Origin of the sequence: Streptomyces sp. SAI-135 (assembly GCF_029893805.1) — a bacterium.
GTDB lineage: Bacteria > Actinomycetota > Actinomycetes > Streptomycetales > Streptomycetaceae > Streptomyces.
The window spans coordinates 916,623-933,938 of record NZ_JARXYP010000002.1 but is presented as its reverse complement, the minus strand read 5'-3'; the positions used below and the strand labels follow the sequence as shown (position 1 = coordinate 933,938).

General features: G+C 70.8%; 15 protein-coding genes. 7 read left to right on the top strand and 8 right to left on the bottom strand.

Annotated features, from left to right (window positions below):
* Nucleotide 1: 1 nt before the first annotated feature.
* The 6 genes from M2163_RS08600 to M2163_RS08575 form a co-directional block, all read right to left on the bottom strand.
* The gene (locus M2163_RS08600; protein WP_280853402.1) at nucleotides 2-1,090 is read right to left on the bottom strand and encodes a glutamate--cysteine ligase; all 1,089 of its coding nucleotides are present in this window, start codon (nucleotides 1,088-1,090) and stop codon (nucleotides 2-4) included.
* Nucleotides 1,091-1,197: 107 nt separating this feature from the next.
* Nucleotides 1,198-3,405, bottom strand: coding sequence for a 1,4-alpha-glucan branching enzyme (gene glgB, locus M2163_RS08595; protein ID WP_280893629.1), 2,208 nt, complete (start codon nucleotides 3,403-3,405; stop codon nucleotides 1,198-1,200).
* 3 nt (nucleotides 3,406-3,408) lie between these two features.
* Nucleotides 3,409-4,770 carry a maltokinase gene (locus M2163_RS08590; protein WP_280893628.1) on the bottom strand — a complete coding sequence of 454 codons (1,362 nt, stop codon included), beginning with the start codon at nucleotides 4,768-4,770 and terminating at the stop codon, nucleotides 3,409-3,411.
* A 26-nt stretch (nucleotides 4,771-4,796) separates the two neighbouring features.
* Nucleotides 4,797-6,515: a maltose alpha-D-glucosyltransferase gene (gene treS / locus M2163_RS08585; protein ID WP_280853404.1), complete on the bottom strand. Its 1,719-nt coding sequence runs from the start codon at nucleotides 6,513-6,515 to the stop codon at nucleotides 4,797-4,799.
* Entirely contained in the window at nucleotides 6,512-8,488 is a 1,977-nt protein-coding gene (locus tag M2163_RS08580; RefSeq protein WP_280893627.1) for an alpha-1,4-glucan--maltose-1-phosphate maltosyltransferase, read from the bottom strand. Before M2163_RS08580 ends, treS begins: the two co-directional genes overlap by 4 nt.
* A gap of 75 nt (nucleotides 8,489-8,563) precedes the next feature.
* Nucleotides 8,564-8,863 carry a DUF5133 domain-containing protein gene (locus tag M2163_RS08575; protein ID WP_280893626.1) on the bottom strand — a complete coding sequence of 100 codons (300 nt, stop codon included), beginning with the start codon at nucleotides 8,861-8,863 and terminating at the stop codon, nucleotides 8,564-8,566.
* A gap of 249 nt (nucleotides 8,864-9,112) precedes the next feature.
* Between M2163_RS08575 and M2163_RS08570 the strand changes: the two genes are divergently transcribed.
* Together M2163_RS08570 and glgX are read left to right on the top strand one after the other, a co-directional pair.
* Nucleotides 9,113-9,607: a pep a2 gene (locus tag M2163_RS08570; protein WP_280853407.1), complete on the top strand. Its 495-nt coding sequence runs from the start codon at nucleotides 9,113-9,115 to the stop codon at nucleotides 9,605-9,607.
* Between the two features lie 2 nt (nucleotides 9,608-9,609).
* A complete protein-coding gene (glgX, locus tag M2163_RS08565) occupies nucleotides 9,610-11,748 on the top strand; it encodes a glycogen debranching protein GlgX (RefSeq protein ID WP_280893625.1) in 2,139 nt (712 codons plus the stop codon).
* A 435-nt stretch (nucleotides 11,749-12,183) separates the two neighbouring features.
* On the opposite strand, the gene M2163_RS08560 is transcribed toward glgX, so the two are convergent.
* On the bottom strand, nucleotides 12,184-12,987 hold the full coding sequence (locus M2163_RS08560) for a VOC family protein (RefSeq protein WP_280853409.1): 804 nt from the start codon (nucleotides 12,985-12,987) through the stop codon (nucleotides 12,184-12,186).
* A gap of 170 nt (nucleotides 12,988-13,157) precedes the next feature.
* Between M2163_RS08560 and M2163_RS08555 the strand changes: the two genes are divergently transcribed.
* The gene (locus M2163_RS08555; RefSeq protein WP_280853410.1) at nucleotides 13,158-13,481 is read left to right on the top strand and encodes an ANTAR domain-containing protein; all 324 of its coding nucleotides are present in this window, start codon (nucleotides 13,158-13,160) and stop codon (nucleotides 13,479-13,481) included.
* A 24-nt stretch (nucleotides 13,482-13,505) separates the two neighbouring features.
* Here M2163_RS08555 and M2163_RS08550 read toward each other — a convergent pair whose 3' ends face one another.
* A complete protein-coding gene (locus M2163_RS08550) occupies nucleotides 13,506-14,294 on the bottom strand; it encodes an RNA polymerase sigma factor SigF (protein WP_280853411.1) in 789 nt (262 codons plus the stop codon).
* 238 nt (nucleotides 14,295-14,532) lie between these two features.
* Here M2163_RS08550 and M2163_RS08545 point away from each other — a divergent pair, with 238 nt between their 5' ends.
* The 4 genes from M2163_RS08545 (at nucleotide 14,533) to M2163_RS08530 (ending at nucleotide 17,316) form a co-directional block, all read left to right on the top strand.
* Nucleotides 14,533-14,988: a MarR family transcriptional regulator gene (locus M2163_RS08545; RefSeq protein ID WP_280893624.1), complete on the top strand. Its 456-nt coding sequence runs from the start codon at nucleotides 14,533-14,535 to the stop codon at nucleotides 14,986-14,988.
* Complete coding sequence (locus M2163_RS08540) at nucleotides 14,985-15,806, top strand: ATP-binding cassette domain-containing protein (RefSeq protein ID WP_280893623.1); 822 nt, start codon at nucleotides 14,985-14,987, stop codon at nucleotides 15,804-15,806. The genes M2163_RS08545 and M2163_RS08540 overlap by 4 nt, the downstream gene beginning before the upstream one ends.
* Nucleotides 15,766-16,608 carry an ABC transporter permease gene (locus tag M2163_RS08535; protein WP_280893622.1) on the top strand — a complete coding sequence of 281 codons (843 nt, stop codon included), beginning with the start codon at nucleotides 15,766-15,768 and terminating at the stop codon, nucleotides 16,606-16,608. The genes M2163_RS08540 and M2163_RS08535 overlap by 41 nt, the downstream gene beginning before the upstream one ends.
* Nucleotides 16,609-16,800: 192 nt before the next feature.
* Nucleotides 16,801-17,316 (top strand): hypothetical protein, encoded by a 516-nt coding sequence (locus M2163_RS08530; RefSeq protein WP_280853415.1) that lies wholly within the window; start codon nucleotides 16,801-16,803, stop codon nucleotides 17,314-17,316.

Here is a 17,316-nt window from a genome sequence, read left to right as displayed (position 1 = left end):
ACTACGACTGGGTCAGCCGCACGCACTCGGTGACCACGCTCCGCAGGCTCCCGGTGCGTTCCAGCAGCTCGCGCTGCACCCGGGCGCCGTTGCCGTGCCGCAGCAGTTCGGCGCACGACTCGCGCGCCCGGTCCAGGTCGCCGCTGTCGGCGAGCGCGTCCTCGATGTGCTCCAGCAGGGCCCGCACCACCGTCTCCGCCGGCATGCGGTGCATCGTCGCCGGGTGGAGCAGCTCCTCCGACAGACCGGAGCGCGCCGCCTGCCAGGCCGCCAGCCGCAGCAGGCTCACACTGTGCGTCACCGGCTGCCGCTCCGCCCGCCACTCGCGCGCGGCCGTCTCCACCAGCCCGCGGGCGAGGGTCGCGAGGAGCACGGCGGTGTCCGCGTGCAGGCAGACGTCCGCGACCCGGATCTCCACCGTCGGGTAGTTCCGGGACAGCCGGGCGTCGAAGTAGATCATCCCCTCGTCCAGGATGACACCGGTGGCCACCATGTCCGCGACCCGCCGGTGATAGCGCTCCGCCGAGCGGAACGGCTCGGTCGGGCCGGCCGAGGGCCAGCGCTGCCACACCCGGCTGCGGTAACTGCTGTACCCGGTGTCCTTGCCCTGCCAGAAGGGCGAGTTGGCGCTCATCGCGGCCAGCACGGTCAGCCAGGGCTGGATCCGGTCGACGACGGCGACGGCCTCCTCGTCGGACTCCACCGACACATGGACATGGCAGCCCATGACGAGCTGCTCCCGGGTGGCGATGCCGTACTGCTGCGCCATCCACTGGTAGCGCCGGCCGACACCCACCGAGGGGCTGACGGGCAGCGGCGAGGTGGCGAGGGAGGCCACGGAGCACCCGCTGTCGCCGGCGAGCCGGGCCGCCTCCTTGCGGCAGCGCACGATCTCCGCGCGCAGTTCGTCCATGCCCGACTGCGGGTGCGTGGCGAACTCCAGCATCTGGTTGTGCAGTTCCTTCTCGAAGACGTCCTGGTCGGGCTCGTCCTGCTCGGCCCGCGCGAGTACGGCCGCGGACAGTGCCTGCGGCTCGCCGGTCTCGGGGTCGACCAGGAGGAGTTCCTCCTCCACTCCCACGGTGCGCACGTGATGCAGCCCTTTCTGTGGCCCTCGGCGACGACGAGGATGCGGGTTCTCGTACGACCCCGACTGCCCCTTCGGGACGGTCGGACACCTCCGCGTCGCCTGCGGCCTCAGCCGGGCACCGGGACCAGCCACACCGTCGCCAGCGGCGGCAGGGTGAGCCGCAGCGCCCCGTCCTCCGCCTTGACCGGGTCACGCAGGACGACGTCGCCGCCGCCGTACCGGGCGGCGTCGGTGTTGAGGGACTCCTGCCACAGGGGGTGGCCCTCGGGGACGGTGAGGCGGTAGTCCTCGCGCACCACGGGGGAGAGGTTCGAGACCGCGAGCAGCGGCCCGCCCGCCGTGTCGAACCTCAGGAAGGCGAAGACGTTGTCCTCGGCCGCGTCGCCGACCACCCAGCGGAAGCCGCCCGGGTCGGTGTCCCGCTCCCACAGGGCGGGGGTCTGCCGGTAGACGGTGTTCAGATCGCGCACGAGATCCCGGACGCCCCGGTGGTCGGCCTCGGCCCCGTAGCCCGGGTCGAGCAGCCACCAGTCGGGCCCGTGGGCCTCGGACCACTCCGCGCCCTGGGCGAACTCCTGGCCCATGAAGAGGAGTTGCTTGCCGGGATGCGCCCACATGAAGCCGAGGTACGCCCGGTGGTTGGCGCGCTGCTGCCACCAGTCGCCCGGCATCTTCGACACCAGCGCCTGCTTGCCGTGCACGACCTCGTCGTGGGAGATCGGCAGGACGTAGTTCTCGCTGTACGCGTACACCATCGAGAAGGTCATCTCGTTGTGGTGGTACTTGCGGTGCACCGGCTCATGGCTGATGTAGCCGAGGGAGTCGTGCATCCAGCCCATGTTCCACTTCAGGCCGAAACCCAGGCCCCCGCTGTCCGTGGGGCGGGTCACGCCGTCCCAGGCCGTGGACTCCTCGGCGATGGTGACGACACCCGGCGCCCGCCGGTACACGGTGGCGTTCATCTCCTGGAGGAAGGCGACCGCGTCGAGATCCTCCCGGCCCCCGAACACGTTGGGGCTCCACTGGCCGGAGTCGCGCGAGTAGTCGAGGTAGAGCATGGAGGCGACCGCGTCGACCCGCAGGCCGTCGATGTGGAACTCCTCGCACCAGTACACGGCGTTGGCGACCAGGAAGTTGCGCACCTCGACGCGCCCGAAGTCGAACTCGTACGTCCCCCAGTCCGGGTGCTCGGCCCGCCGGGAGTCCCCCGGCTCGTACAGCGGGTCCCCGTCGAAGCGGGCCAGCGCCCAGTCGTCCTTGGGGAAATGGGCCGGCACCCAGTCCATGATCACACCGATGCCGGCTTGGTGGAGGGCGTCGATCAGGTACTTGAAGTCGTCGGGGGTGCCGAGGCGTGCCGTGGGCGCGTAGAAGCCGGTGACCTGGTAGCCCCAGGAGCCGCCGAAGGGGTGCTCGGCGACCGGCATCAGCTCGACGTGGGTGAAGCCCAGGTCCTTGACGTAGGCGGGCAGCTGCTCGGCGAGCTGACGGTACGTCAGGCCCGGTCGCCAGGACGGGAGGTGGACCTCGTAGACCGAGAACGGTGCCTGGTGCACCGGGAGCTCGCCGCGCCGGGCCATCCACTCCTCGTCGCTCCACTCGAAGTGCGAGGCGGTCACCACCGACGCGGTCGCGGGCGGCACCTCGGTGCTGCGCGCCATCGGGTCGGACTTCAGGAACCGGTCGCCGTAGCGGGAGGTGATCTCGAACTTGTAGCGGGCACCCTCACCGATCCCCGGCAGGAACAGCTCCCACACGCCGGACGCACCGAGCGAGCGCATCGGGAAGGCCTGGCCGTCCCAGAAGGTGAACTCCCCTGCCACCCGGACGCCCTGGGCGTTGGGCGCCCAGACCGTGAAGCGGGTGCCGGTCACCCCCTCGTGGGTCATCGGCTCGGCACCGAGGGCCTTCCACAGCTGCTCGTGACGGCCCTCGCGGATCAGATGCAGGTCGGTCTCGCCGAGCGCGGGCAGGAAACGGTAGGGGTCGTGCACCTCCTGCTCGCCGTCCGCGTACGCCACCAGCAGGGTGTAGTCGGGGATCGCGTCCAGGGGCAGCAGACCGCAGAAGAGCCCGTCGCCCTCCGAGGCCAGCCGTCGGCGCTCGCCGTCGATCACGACGCTCACCCCGCGGGCGAAGGGGCGCAGGGCCCGGAAGACGATCCCGCCCGCCACCGGGTGGGCGCCCAGCAGGGCGTGCGGGTCGTGGTGGGCGCCGGCCAGCAGCCGGCCCCGGTCACCGGGGTCGAGCGCGGGGGCCGGGGCGCAGTGCGCCGGTCCGGACGGCTCGGGCAGTGAGGTGTCGCGCAAAGCCACGGCTCAGTCTCCTCTCACGGCGAGACGCTCGATCGCCGCCATGGGCACCGGCAACCAGTCGGGCCGGTGTCGTGCCTCGTACAGGACTTCGTAGACGGCCCGGTCGGTCTCGTAGGCGCGCAGCAGGCCGTGCTTCTTGCGTGGATCCCATCCGGCGAGGGCGGCATAGCCCCCGCAGAAGGCCTCCCGGCAGCGGCGCGCCCACTCCGGGCGCCAGGGCCGGCGCTGCCGGGCCGCGTAGTCGAAGGACCGCAGCATGCCCGCGATGTCCCGTACCGGGGACTGCGCGGTGCACCGGTCGGCGAGCGGGCGCGACGGCTCGCCCTCGAAATCGATGACGAACCACTCCCGGCCGGCCCGCAGCACCTGCCCCAGGTGCAGGTCGCCGTGGACGCGCTGGGCGGGCGGCCCGGAGTCGCAGGTGGCGAGCGCGCCGAACGCGCCCCGCAGACCGGGCACGAACGGCCGCAGCGCCGGCACGCTGTGCGCGGCGGAGTCCAGGCGCTCGGTCATCGCGGCCGCGGTGGCGCCGTTGTCGTCGTGGCCGGTGCCGGGGAAGGCGGCGGCCAGCGCGAGGTGCACCTCGGCCATGGCCCGGCCCAGCTCATGAGCCTGCACGGTGAAGTCGTCACCGGAGGCGAGCGCCTGCAGCGCCAGTGCCCAGCCGTCGGACGCGTCGCGCAGATACGGCTGGAGCACGCCGAGCGTGGCCTCCTGCGGATGCGTGGTGCGGAACCAGGCGACCGGCGCCGGCACCCGGCGGCAGCCCTGTCCGGCGAGCGCGACCGGCACCTCCAGGTCCGGATTGACTCCGGGCTGGATGCGGCGGAAGACCTTCAGGATGAACTCGTCGCCGTACACCAGCGAGGAGTTCGACTGCTCGGCGTCCAGCAGCCGCGGTGGGAGCCCGGCGGGCACCGGCATCGAGGGGGCGCCCTCGAAGCGGAGCGGGCCGGCCGTGCCGGGCTGCCGCAGCCGCTCCAGCAGCAGTTGCGCCGAACGGGGGTCGTGCAGGGCGTCGTACACCGTGAGACCGGCCAGCGGGCCCCGCTCGGGCCGTCCGACCAGGGCGCGGCCCAGCCGCGGCGAGAGGTGTTTGCGCACGCCGAGCAGCAGCTGGTAGCAGTCACCCGCCGGGGCACCGCCGCCCGGCGCGGGCACCCCGCCGTGCCCGGTGTGGACCAGCAGGTGCAGACAGCCCGGGAACAGCTCGGTCATCGACAGCAGACCGAGCTCGCTCACGGGCCGGTCCTTGCCCGCGAACCAGCGCTGCCGCGGCAGCCATTGGCGCAGCAGGTCGCCGAGCGAGTCCATGAGATCGGTCGCGGGCGCGGGTCTCGGGCTGAGGGGTGCGGTCTTCGGCATGGTGACGCGTCCTTTCGTCGGCACGCTCAATGGCGTCGGCCGATGCGGGATGCGACTCGGGAGAGCCGGAACCAGTAGAAGCCGTGCCCGCCGAGGGTCAGCAGGTACGGCAGCTCACCGATGGCCGGGAAGCGCACTCCGCCGAACAGCTCGACCGGGTGCCGGCCGTCGAACTCGCGCAGGTCCAGTTCGGTGGGCTGCGCGAAGCGGGAGAAGTTGTTCACGCACAGGACCAGGTCGTCCTCGTACTCCCGCAGGAAGGCCAGCACCGCCGGGTTGGAGGAGTGCAGCTCGGTGAAGGTGCCGAGGCCGAACGCCGGGTTCTGCTTGCGGATCTCGATCATGCGGCGGGTCCAGTGCAGCAGGGAGGACGGGGAGGCCATCGACGCCTCGACGTTGGTGACCTGGTGCCCGTAGACCGGGTCCATGATGATCGGCAGGTTGAGCCGGCCCGGGTCGGCGGTGGAGAAGCCCGCGTTGCGGTCGGGGGTCCACTGCATGGGGGTGCGGACGGCGTCCCGGTCGCCGAGCCAGATGTTGTCGCCCATGCCGATCTCGTCGCCGTAGTAGAGGATCGGCGAGCCCGGCAGGGCCAGCAGCAGCGCGGTGAACAGCTCGATCGTGTCACGGTCGTTGTCGAGCAGCGGGGCGAGCCGGCGGCGGATGCCGATGTTGGCGCGCATCCGTGGGTCCTTGGCGTACTCGGCCCACATGTAGTCGCGTTCCTCGTCGGTGACCATTTCGAGGGTCAGCTCGTCGTGGTTGCGCAGGAAGATGCCCCACTGGCAGTTCTGCGGGATGGCCGGGGTCTTGGCCAGGATCTCCGAGACGGGGTAGCGGGACTCGCGGCGGACCGCCATGAAGATGCGGGGCATGACCGGGAAGTGGAAGGCCATGTGGCACTCGTCGCCGCCGGCCTGGTAGTCGCCGAAGTAGTCGACGACGTCCTCCGGCCACTGGTTCGCCTCCGCGAGCAGCACCGTGTCCGGGTACATCGCGTCGATCTCGCGGCGCACCCGCTTCAGGAACTGGTGCGTGGCGGGCAGGTTCTCGCAGTTGGTGCCCTCCGCGGCGTACAGATAGGGGACGGCGTCGAGACGGAAGCCGTCGATGCCGAGGTCGAGCCAGAAGCGGAGGGCGGCCAGGATCTCCTCCTGGACGGCCGGGTTCTCGTAGTTGAGGTCCGGCTGGTGCGAGAAGAAGCGGTGGAAGTAGTACTGGCCGCGCACCGGGTCGTGGGTCCAGTTGGAGACCTCGGTGTCGACGAAGATGATCCGCGCGTCCTCGTACTGCTTGTCGTCGTCGGCCCACATGTAGTAGTCGCCGTAGGGGCCGTCGGGGTCCTTGCGGGACTCCTGGAACCACGGGTGCTGGTCGCTGGTGTGGTTCATGACGAAGTCGATGATCACGCGCATGCCGCGCTGGTGGGCGGCGTCGACGAACTCCACGAAGTCGGCGAGGTCACCGAACTCCGGCAGCACGGCGGTGTAGTCCGAGACGTCGTACCCGCCGTCCCTGAGCGGTGACTTGAAGAACGGCGGCAGCCACAGGCAGTCGACACCGAGCCACTGGAGGTAGTCGAGTTTGGCGGTCAGGCCCTTGAGGTCGCCGACGCCGTCGCCGTTGCTGTCCTGGAAGGAACGGACGAGGACCTCGTAGAAGACGGCCCGTTTGAACCAGTCGGGATCCCGGTCCTTGGCGGGGGTGTCCTCGAAGGTGTCGTGGACGGGCTCGTTGACAGTCACGCTGTGGATCCTCCGATCTGAGGCGCCGACCTACGGAACTGGAACAGGTGCGCGGGAGCCCGGCCGGGCTCCAGGCGCACGTAGTTGTTTCTGCTCCAGTGGTGGGTCTCACCCGTCAGTTCGTCGTGGACGGACAGGGACTCGTGCCATTCCAGGCCGAGTTGCGGCATGTCCAACGAGACCGTGGCCTCCTGGGTGTGGTGCGGATCCAGGTTCACGACCACCAGGACGGTGTCGTCGCCGGTGCGCTTGCTGTAGGCGATGACCATGTCGTTGTCGGTGTGGTGGAAGCGGATGTTCCTGAGGCGCTGGAGGGCGGGGTGCCGGCGCCGGACGGTGTTGAGCTGGGTGATCAGCGGGGCGAGGGAGTCGGGGGTGTCCCAGTCGCGGGCCTTGAGCTGGTACTTCTCCGAGTCGAGGTACTCCTCGCTGCCCTCGCGCAGCGGGGTGTTCTCGGCGAGTTCGTAGCCGGAGTAGATGCCCCAGGTCGGCGAGAGGGTGGCGGCCAGCACCGCGCGCAGCGCGAACGCGGGCCGGCCGCCGTGCTGGAGGAAGGCGTGCAGGATGTCGGGGGTGTTGGCGAAGAAGTTCGGCCGCATGTAGGAGGCCGCCTCACCCGACAGCTCGCTCAGGTACTCGGTCAGCTCCTGCTTGGTGTTGCGCCAGGTGAAGTACGTGTACGACTGCTGGAAACCGATCTGCGCCAGGGTGTGCATCATCGCCGGCCGGGTGAACGCCTCCGCCAGGAAGATCACGTCCGGATCGGTGGCGTTGATGTCGGCGATCACCCGCTCCCAGAACACCACCGGCTTGGTGTGCGGGTTGTCCACCCGGAAGATCCGCACCCCGTGACCCATCCAGTGCCGCAGCACCCGGCAGGCCTCCGCGATCAGCCCCTCCAGATCCGCGTCGAAGGCGATCGGGTAGATGTCCTGGTACTTCTTCGGCGGATTCTCCGCATAGGCGATGGTGCCGTCCGGGCGGTGGTGGAACCACTCCGGGTGCTTGTGCACCCAGGGATGGTCCGGCGAGCACTGCAGCGCGAAGTCCAGCGCGATCTCCAGACCCTGCCCGGCCGCCTGCTGCACGAACCAGTCGAAGTCCTCGATCGTGCCCAGATCCGGGTGGACGGCGTCGTGCCCGCCCTCCGGCGAGCCGATCGCCCAGGGCACCCCCACGTCCTGGGGCCCGGCGGACAGCGTGTTGTTGCGGCCCTTGCGGAACGTGGTCCCGATCGGGTGGATCGGCGGCAGGTAGACCACGTCGAAGCCCATCGCCGCGATCGCCGGCAGCCGCCGCGCCGCGGTACGGAACGTGCCGTGCGGCCGCTCGGGCGTGCCCTCCGAACGCGGGAAGAACTCGTACCACGAGCCGAACAACGCCCGCTCCCGCTCCACCAGCAGCGGCAACGACTCCGACGCCGTGATCAACTCCCGCAGCGGATGACGGGCGAGGACCGCGTCCACGTCAGGAGTCAGCGCTGCGGCCAATCGGGTGGCGACCGGCAGGGAGTCGTCCGCGAGCGTCTCCGCCGCGGCCAGCAGCACCGCGTGCTGCGGTCCCTCGGGGACGCCCGCCGCCGCACGGGTGTAGAGCTCCGCGCCCTCCTCCAGGACCAGCCCGGTGTCGAGACCTGCGGGAACCTTTATGCGGGCGACGCGGCGCCAGGTGCCGACCGGATCGCTCCAGGCCTCGACGCGGTACGTCCAACGCCCCTCGACGTCAGGGGTGACCTCCGCGCCCCAGCGGTCGCTGCCGGGCGACAGTTCGCGCATCGGGGTCCAGGGGCCGTGCCGCCCTTCCGGGTCGGTCAGGACGACGTTCGCGGCGACCGCGTCATGGCCCTCGCGGAACACCGTCGCGGTGACCTCGAAGGTCTCTCCCACGACCGCCTTCACCGGACGCCTGCCGGAATCGACGGCAGGGCGGACGTCCCGAACCGGGATGCGGCCGATGACCGGGGTGGAACTCATGCTCTCGCCTCCGCCGTGCTCGAGGCCGGACGCTGACTGCGCCCGGCCGGGGATCGAAGCTGCGCCGGAAGGGGGCTACCTCCCCGCGGGGGAACGTTCCGCCGAGACCGGCGGACCGCGTCTCGCGACCGCTCCCGCGCGGGGGAGGTCGCTCTGCTCCTGGAGATAGGCCACCACGCTGCTGCGCAGATAGCGCTCGGCCGCCTCGGCCGCCTCACGCGCGCACCGCTTGCCCATCAGCACGCACAGCGTGTAGCCGGAGTCCTCGAAAGTGGCCCGGACGTCGCGGTCCGCGGGGGAGGCCAGCATGACGCGCTCCCAGGCGCGGTAGCGCCGCAGTTGCCGGGCGACTTCGGCTTTGGCCGGTAGCAGCATGGCGCCGTCCACCTTTCGGGCTGGAGCAGATCCGGGGCTCGCGAGATCTTCACTCATGGTGCACGCGTAACGACTCAGCGTCTTGTTGGCTCTTCAACTACCTCAGCGGTCGCTCGTGTTGCACGAATGGCGTAGCACTCCCACTCTGGAGTGACTCTGAAGCGATCAGCGCTCACGCTCCGTGTTTCGGGGCCCGGTCCCGCGGGGGCCGGGGGGAGCGTGAGCTTCGCCGGTGAGGAGCGAGCGACGATGAAGACCGCAGTGCCCTGCTACTACCACCTCGACGTGGAGGTCAGCCCGGAACGGGTCGGGCAGGTCAGGCGCATCCTGGCCGCCCACCTACGGCTCTGGGACCTGGACACCCTGGTCGAGCCCGTCTGCCGCGGTGCCGAGCTGCTGCTCAAGGCCATCGACGAGCACGCGACGGACAAGAACACCTCGATCGAGCTGTGGTGGAACGGTCAGCACCTCATCACCGCCGTCGCCGAGAACGACTGCGACCTGCGCCCGGACCTGGATCTGCGCGCCTGCCTCGAACGGATCGCCGCGATGAGCGACGGCTGGGGCTGCTGCGCCACCGACACCGGCAGCAAGGTCATCTGGTTCTCGCAGCGGGCCCGCGCCGGCGAGCGCGTCCCGCTCGTGCCGACGGCCCCCGCCCCGAGCCTGCGGGAGGTGCTCCAGGTGCCGCGCGAGATGCCGGTCGCGGCCCTGGCCGCCGCCGCCGACGACGGCGGGTGCTGAGCATGGCGTCGTCCAGGAAGAAGCCGGGCGGGAACGGGAAGCGGGTGCCGGCCTGGAGCGGGCACCCCTACCCGCTGGGCGCCTCGTTCGACGGAGAGGGCACCAACTTCGCCCTGTTCAGCGAGGTCGCCGAGCGTGTCGAACTCGTTCTGGTGGACGAGCGGGGCGCCCACACCGGCGTCCCGCTGACCGAGGTCGACGGATTCGTCTGGCACGGCTACGTGCCGGGCGTGGGACCGGGCCGGCGTTACGGCTATCGGGTGCACGGACCCTGGCAGCCCTCGTTCGGCCATCGGTGCGATCCGGCGAAACTGCTCCTCGACCCGTACGCCAAAGCGGTGGACGGGCAGGTGGACAGCCACCCCTCGCTGCACACCCCCCAGGCCGACAGCGCCGGGCACACCATGCTCGGCGTGGTCACCGATCCGGCCTTCGACTGGGGCGACGACCGGCCGCCCCGGCGGCCGTACGCCGACAGCGTGATCTACGAGGCCCACGTCCGCGGGCTCTCCCGCACCCACCCGGACGTCCCGCCGGAACTGCGCGGCACCTACGCCGGTCTCGCGCACCCCGCGGTGATCGACCACCTGACCTCGCTCGGGGTCACCGCCGTCGAGCTGATGCCGGTGCACCAGTTCGTCCAGGACGGGGTGCTCCAGGACCGCGGCCTCGCCAACTACTGGGGCTACAACACGATCGGTTTCTTCGCCCCCCACAACGCCTACGCCGCCCACGGCACCCGCGGCCAGCAGGTCACCGAGTTCAAGGCGATGGTGAAGGCGCTGCACGCGGCCGGCCTCGAAGTCATCCTCGACGTCGTCTACAACCACACCGCCGAAGGCAACGAGAAGGGTCCCACGCTCTCCTTCCGGGGCATCGACAACGCCTCGTACTACCGGCTGGTGGACGGGGACTGGGAGCACTACTACGACACCACCGGCACCGGGAACAGCCTGCTCATGCGGCACCCCTACGTGCTCCAGCTGATCATGGACTCACTCCGGTACTGGGTGACCGAGATGCATGTCGACGGTTTCCGCTTCGACCTCGCGGCCACCCTGGCCCGGCAGTTCCACGAGGTGGACCGGCTGTCGGCGTTCTTCGACCTCATCCAGCAGGACCCGGTGATCAGCCGCGTCAAACTGATCGCCGAGCCGTGGGACGTGGGGGAGGGCGGCTACCAGGTCGGCAACTTCCCTCCGCTGTGGTCGGAGTGGAACGGCAAGTACCGGGACGCCGTACGGGACTTCTGGCGGGGCGAGCCGCACACGCTCGGGGAGTTCGCCTCCCGGCTGACCGGCTCCTCCGACCTGTACCAGCACAGCCGGCGGCGCCCGCGTGCCAGCGTCAACTTCGTGACCGCGCACGACGGTTTCACCCTGCGCGACCTCGTGTCGTACAACGACAAACACAACGAGGCCAACGGTGAGGACGGTCAGGACGGTGAGAGCACCAACCGGTCCTGGAACTGCGGGGCCGAGGGCGAGACCGACGATCCCGCGATCCTGGAGCTGCGGACCCGCCAGCAGCGGAACTTCCTCGCCACCCTGCTGCTCTCGCAGGGCATCCCCATGCTCTGCCACGGCGACGAGCTCGGCCGCACGCAGCGGGGCAACAACAACGCCTACTGCCAGGACAACGAGATCTCCTGGATCGACTGGGAGCTGAGCGAGGAGCAGCGTGAACTCGCCGAGTTCACGCGGTACGTGATCGGTCTGCGCACGGCACATCCCGTTCTGCGCAGGCGCCGGTTCTTCCGGGGCGAGACCGTGACGCACGCCGGGCAGCCGCTGCCCGACCTGGTCTGGCTGCTGCCGGACGCCCGAGAGATGGCCGAGGCGGACTGGCAGCGCTCCGACGCCCACGCGGTCGGTGTGTTCCTCAACGGCGACGCCATCGCCGAACCCGACCCGCGGGGCAACCGGGTGGTCGACGACTCGTTCCTGCTGCTGCTGAACGGCCACTGGGAGCCCGTCGACTTCCGGCTGCCGGACCCGGCCTACGGCGAACGCTGGACGACCGTGCTCGACACGGCCGAACCCCAGGGAGCCGACGAGGCGGAACACAAGGCCGGCACGGAGATGACGGTCGAGGCCCGCAGCCTGGTCCTGCTGTCGCGCCCCTCCCGCGGGGGTCCGTGAACGGCGACACCGCAACGCGCGGTGCACGAATGAAGGGCGAGGCCCCCGGGCCTCGCCCTTCATCGCGGGTGATGTGAGGTGATGGTGCGCTGGGGCGCCGGTCAGGCGTCGGGTGCACCCGGTACGAAGGCGACGGCGGGGCGCGGGGTCTCGGGTTGCTCGGCAGGGCGTTTCTCACGGGCGCAGGGCAGGCGGGGCCGCGGGGCCATCGTTCCGATCGTGCGGTGCGGGCCGAGGCCGGGGCGCCGGTGCGGGCCCATGGGCGTGCTTAGGACGAAAGCGCCGGCGACGTGCGGTCCTCGGCCTCGGCTGCCTGGCGGGCGTTTCTCGCGGGCGCAGGGCAGGCGGGGCGCCGGGCCTTGTCCTGGACGTGCGGTGTGGGGGGTCGTGGGAGCCGGGGCCGAGGCTGCGCAGTACGGCTTGGGGGCCCCGTGTTCAGCGGGTCCGGCGGGTCGTGATCGTGAACTGGGCGCCGTCCGGGTCGCGCAGTACGGCCTCGGACGGCTCGTGGGAGAGGACGCTGCCGCCGTGGACCTCGGCCGCCCTGGCGCAGGCCGCCACGTCGGCGACCGCGAAGTGGACCTGCCAGTGCGGCCGGATCGCGGGATCGGGCGCCGAGCCCAGCGCCCCCGACTCGATGCGTGCGACCACGTCACCCCCGCTGCGCAGCACCACCTCGCCGCCCTCGTAGCGGACCTCACAGCAGTCGGGGCGCTCCGTGGCCCAGTCCAGGACCTCGCCGTAGAAGATGGCGGCGTCGAACGCGTCGCGGGTGTGCAGCCGGACGAAGGCGGGCTGGGCCCGGCGCCAGACCTCCCAGCTGGCGACGAGGTCTCCCTCCCAGACACCGAAGGTTGCCCCGTCGCGGTCGGAGAGCAGGGCCGCCCGGCCGGGCGGGAAGGACAGCGGGCCGACGGCCAGCGTGCCGCCGCGTTCCTGCACGCGGGCCGCCGCCTCGTCGGCGCTGGGCACCGCGAAGTACGGCGTCCAGGCCACCGCCATCTGCCACATCGACGCCACCGCGGCGATCCCGGCGACCGGCGTGCCGTCCGCCAGCGCGACCCGGAAGCGCTCGCCGAGCTTCGCGGGCTTCCACTCCCATCCGAGGACGGCCCCGTAGAAGTCCTCCGTGGCCTGCTGGTCGCGGCTGGTCAGGCTCACCCAGCAGGGGGCCCCGAAGACAGGGTGGGTGGAGACGACGTCCGCGGTCGCGGTGGGATGTCTCGGATCGTGGTTCATGGCAGTCGCGTCCTGCTCTCGTCGGCCGGCGGCCCACCGGGCGGTCTTCCCCCAGTGTCCGTCCGGATCCGCCTCGGGCGCCTGCCGAGTACCCCGGGGGCGCCGCCGAAACGGTGGCCCGTTCGCCTCCGCCCGGTGGCGGGGGTCTGCCCCGGTGACAGGATGGAGAGGTGCCAGTCGTACCGAACGAACCAGCCGACGAGTCGAACCGGATCTTCGCCCTCCAGGAGGAGATCGGCCAGCTCAAGGAAGCGGTCGCCTCCCACGCGGTCGTGGACCAGGCCATCGGCATGGTCGTCGCGCTCGGCAGGATCACCCCGGACGAGGGCTGGCAGGTCCTCAAGGACGTCTCCCAGCACACCAACATCAAGCTGCGCAACGTCGCGGAGCTGATCCTCATCTGGGGGCGCTCGGGAGAGATCCCCCGGGAGATCCGCGTGGAGCTGGAGGAGGCGCTCGACCGTTACGGCCCCACGCAGATTCCGGGCGCGTGACCCGACTGACCCTGTGTGAGGGGCTCAGCCGTCGTCGGCCAGGACCTCCTCGCGCAGCTGCGCGCAGCACGTGCTGAGCAGCCGGGAGACGTGCATCTGGGAGATGCCGAGTTCCTCCGCGATGCCGCTCTGGGTCATGCCGCGGAAGAACCGCAGGTACAGGATGGTCCGCTCGCGCTCGGGCAGGGCCTTGAGGCGGGGCCCGACCGCCACCCGGTCGACGACGACGTCGAAAGCGGGGTCGGGACAGCCGAGCGCGTCGCCCAGGGCGTAGCCGTCCGTGCCGGGCATCTCCGCCTCCAGCGACAGCGCGGTGAAGCACTCCAGCGCCTCCGCACCGGTGCGCACCTCGTCCTCGGTCAGGTGCGCCCGCTCGGCGATCTCGGCGACGGTGGGCGCCCCGCCGGGGTTCTGCGCGAGCTCCTTGGAGGCCTGCCGGACCCGGTTGCGCAGGTCCTGCACCCGGCGCGGCACGTGCAGCGTCCACATGTGATCGCGGAAGTGCCGTTTGATCTCGCCGGTCACCGTCGGCACGGCGTACGCCTCGAAGGCGCTGCCGCGAGCCGGGTCGTAGTGGTCGACGGCCTTGACGAGCCCGAGGGCGGCCACCTGGTAGAGGTCTTCGAGGGACTCCCCGCGACCGCGGAAGCGGACGGCGATCCGCTCGGCCATGGGCAGCCAGAGCTCCACGAGCTCGTCCCGCAGGGCCTTGCGCTCCGGGCCTTCGGGCAGGCGGGCCAGGCGCCGGAACGCCGCGTTGGTGTCGGGGGCGTCGTCGTGCGGATGCGGCTTGGTTCTGGTGGCGACGGACATGTCGCGCACCTCCCTGAGCGGGTGCTGGAGGGACAGACACCGTGGGAGACGCGTACTCGGACTCTGAGGAGAGGTCCGGGGCCCGCCGGACGGGGTCCCCACGGACGTGCCTCCTGTCCGAAGCACGTAGAACCTCATTCCCGTTATGGGATGAAATGAAACAAAAACAGCAATCCGCACGTATTGCTTGACCAGACCTTGGGTGAGATACCTCTGACTCAGAGGTAATCTCGCGGGTGTGGAGGAGGAGACCTTCCCCGAAGAGCTGGCCGACGCGCTCGTCGGCGTCCAGCGGCTGCTCAGGCGCAGGCTGCGCGCCGGACTGACCGTGCCGCGGCTGCGCGGGGCCGAGGTCGAGCTGCTGCGCCTGGTGGAGTCCCGGCCCGGCATCGGTGTCTCCGACGCCGCCAAGGAGCTGTTCCTGGCCGGGAACTCCGTCTCCACCCTGGTCAATCAGCTGGTCAAGCAGGGGTACCTGGTCCGCGAGACCGACCCCGCCGACCGGCGCGCCGTCCGGCTGCTGCTCACCGGGAAGGCAGAGGTGCGGCTCAGGGACTGGAAGCAGCGGCGGGTCGCGCTCGTGAGCCGGCACGTCACCCGGCTGGACGCGGCCGATCAGGAGGCCCTGCGCGCCGCGCTTCCCGCCCTGCGCGCGCTCGCCGTCGATCTGCACGAGGAGGCCGAGGAGACATGACATCCCAAGCCGTTTCCTGCACGGGGCTGACCTACGCCTTCGGCGACACCAGAGCCGTGGACGGGCTGGACCTGACCGTCGGCGAGGGCGAGGTCTTCGGACTGCTCGGCCCCAACGGCGCCGGCAAGACCACCGCCCTCCGCTGCATCACCACCCTGCTCCCGGTCCCGTCCGGCATGATCCACGTCTTCGGCCGCGACACCGCCGAGGACCCGATGGGCGTGCGCAGGCTGCTCGGCTACGTCCCGCAGCAGTTGTCCGCCGACGCGAACCTGACCGGCCGGGAGAACGTCACCCTGTTCGCCCGTGTCTTCGACGTCGCCCGCAAGGAACGCGCCGAACGCGTCGCCCAGGCCCTGGCCGCCGTCGATCTCACGGACGCCGCCGACCGGCTCGCCGGCACCTACTCCGGCGGCATGGTCCGCCGGCTGGAACTCGCCCAGGCCCTGGTCAGCGCACCCCGGCTGCTGATCCTCGACGAGCCCACCATCGGCCTCGACCCGATCGCCCGCACCGGCGTGTGGGAGCACATCAACGCCGTACGCGAGGCGACCGGCATGACCGTCCTCGTCACCACGCACTACATGGACGAGGCCGACCAGTACTGCGACCGGGTCGGCCTCATGCACCGCGGCCGCGTCCGCGCCCTCGGCACCCCGGGTGAACTCAGGCGGGGACTGGCCGAAAAGCGGGGCACCGACACCCTGCCCACCCTGGAGGACGTCTTCCGTGACGTCGCCGGCAGCGGGCTCGAGGACGAGGGAGGGGATTTCCGCGATGTCCGAAGCACCCGCCGCACCGCGCACCGCGTCGGCTGACATCGGTCTGCTGCTGAAGCCGCCGGAGCCCCGCGCGGGCTGGCGGGTGCTGCCCGCCCGGGTCGCGGCGATGTGCGCCGTCGAGCTCCAGAAGCTCCGCCACGACCGCACCGAGCTCTACACCCGCGCGGTCCAGCCCGCCCTGTGGCTGCTGATCTTCGGCCAGACCTTCACCCGCATCAAGGCGATCCCCACCGGGGGCATCCCCTACCTCGACTACCTGGCGCCCGGCATCATCGCCCAGTCGGCGATGTTCATCGCGATCTTCTACGGCATCCAGATCATCTGGGAGCGGGACGCGGGCATCCTCAACAAGCTCCTGGTCACCCCCACCCCGCGCTCGGCGCTGACCACCGGCAAGGCCTTCGCGGCCGGGGTGAAGTCGCTGATCCAGGCCGTCGTCGTCATCCTCATCGCCGCCCTGCTCGGGGTGTCCCTGACCTGGAACCCGCTCAGGCTCCTGGGCGTCGGCGCGATCGTGATCCTCGGCTCGGCGTTCTTCTCCTGCCTGTCGATCACCATCGCCGGCATCGTGCTCAGCAGGGACCGCCTGATGGGCATCGGGCAGGCCATCACCATGCCGCTCTTCTTCGGCTCCAACGCCCTGTACCCGCTGTCCGTCATGCCGGGCTGGCTCCAGGCCGTCAGCAAGGTCAACCCGCTCAGCTACGAGGTCGACGCCCTGCGCGGCCTGCTGCTCGGCACGCCCGCCCGTCTCGCGCTCGACTTCGGGGTGCTGGCCTTGGCCGCCGCACTCGGCATCACCGCGGCCTCCTCGCTCCTCGGCCGGCTGGCCCGTTGATCATGCACGGGGAACGTGATGTGCGGCACGCCCGCGGAAGGGTTTTTCCAGCCGATCGGCGGATTCTTCCTGCGCACGGCTTGATCAGCGATCAAAGGGGGTGAATTCCCTGGCCACAGCGCATTCTGCTCATTTGACAGTGCATTGAGCACACAGATAGGAAGCAGCTCTCTGAGGTCGAAGAGGTGCACTGTGTACGAGCCGAACGTGGTCGGGGACTGGCAGGAGTACGACGAGCATGCCGGTCTGCGTGTCCGCGTCCACCGTCTGGAGGCGGCCGAACCGCCGCGTGGACGCGACGACGCCGCCGAAGGGCTCACGTATTTCAGCGTCCGGGTGACCGTCGAGAACAGGGGCGACCGGCATCCGACCGTCCATCTCGAGGACGGTCAGATCGACGTGCGGATCGGGCCCGACGGCGAGAGCGCCTTCATCGACTGGCGCAACTCGCAGTTCATCGAGGGGTTCGACGTCTACCCGCTGCGCCGCGCCACCGCCGTGCTGTTCGCGGCGGGACCCGAGACGAGCCTCGGTCAGATCGACGTGCAGATCCAGCTGCGCGTCGACGACGAGTGGGCCGACCGCCGCCTGTGGGCGGGCGGCATCGGACTCGACGAGGGCGCCGCGCACGTGGGCACGGCCCGCGAGGGTCTGGCCTGCCAGATCAGCAACTTCCTGCGGGACCAGGCCGAAGAGGGCACCGCCTGA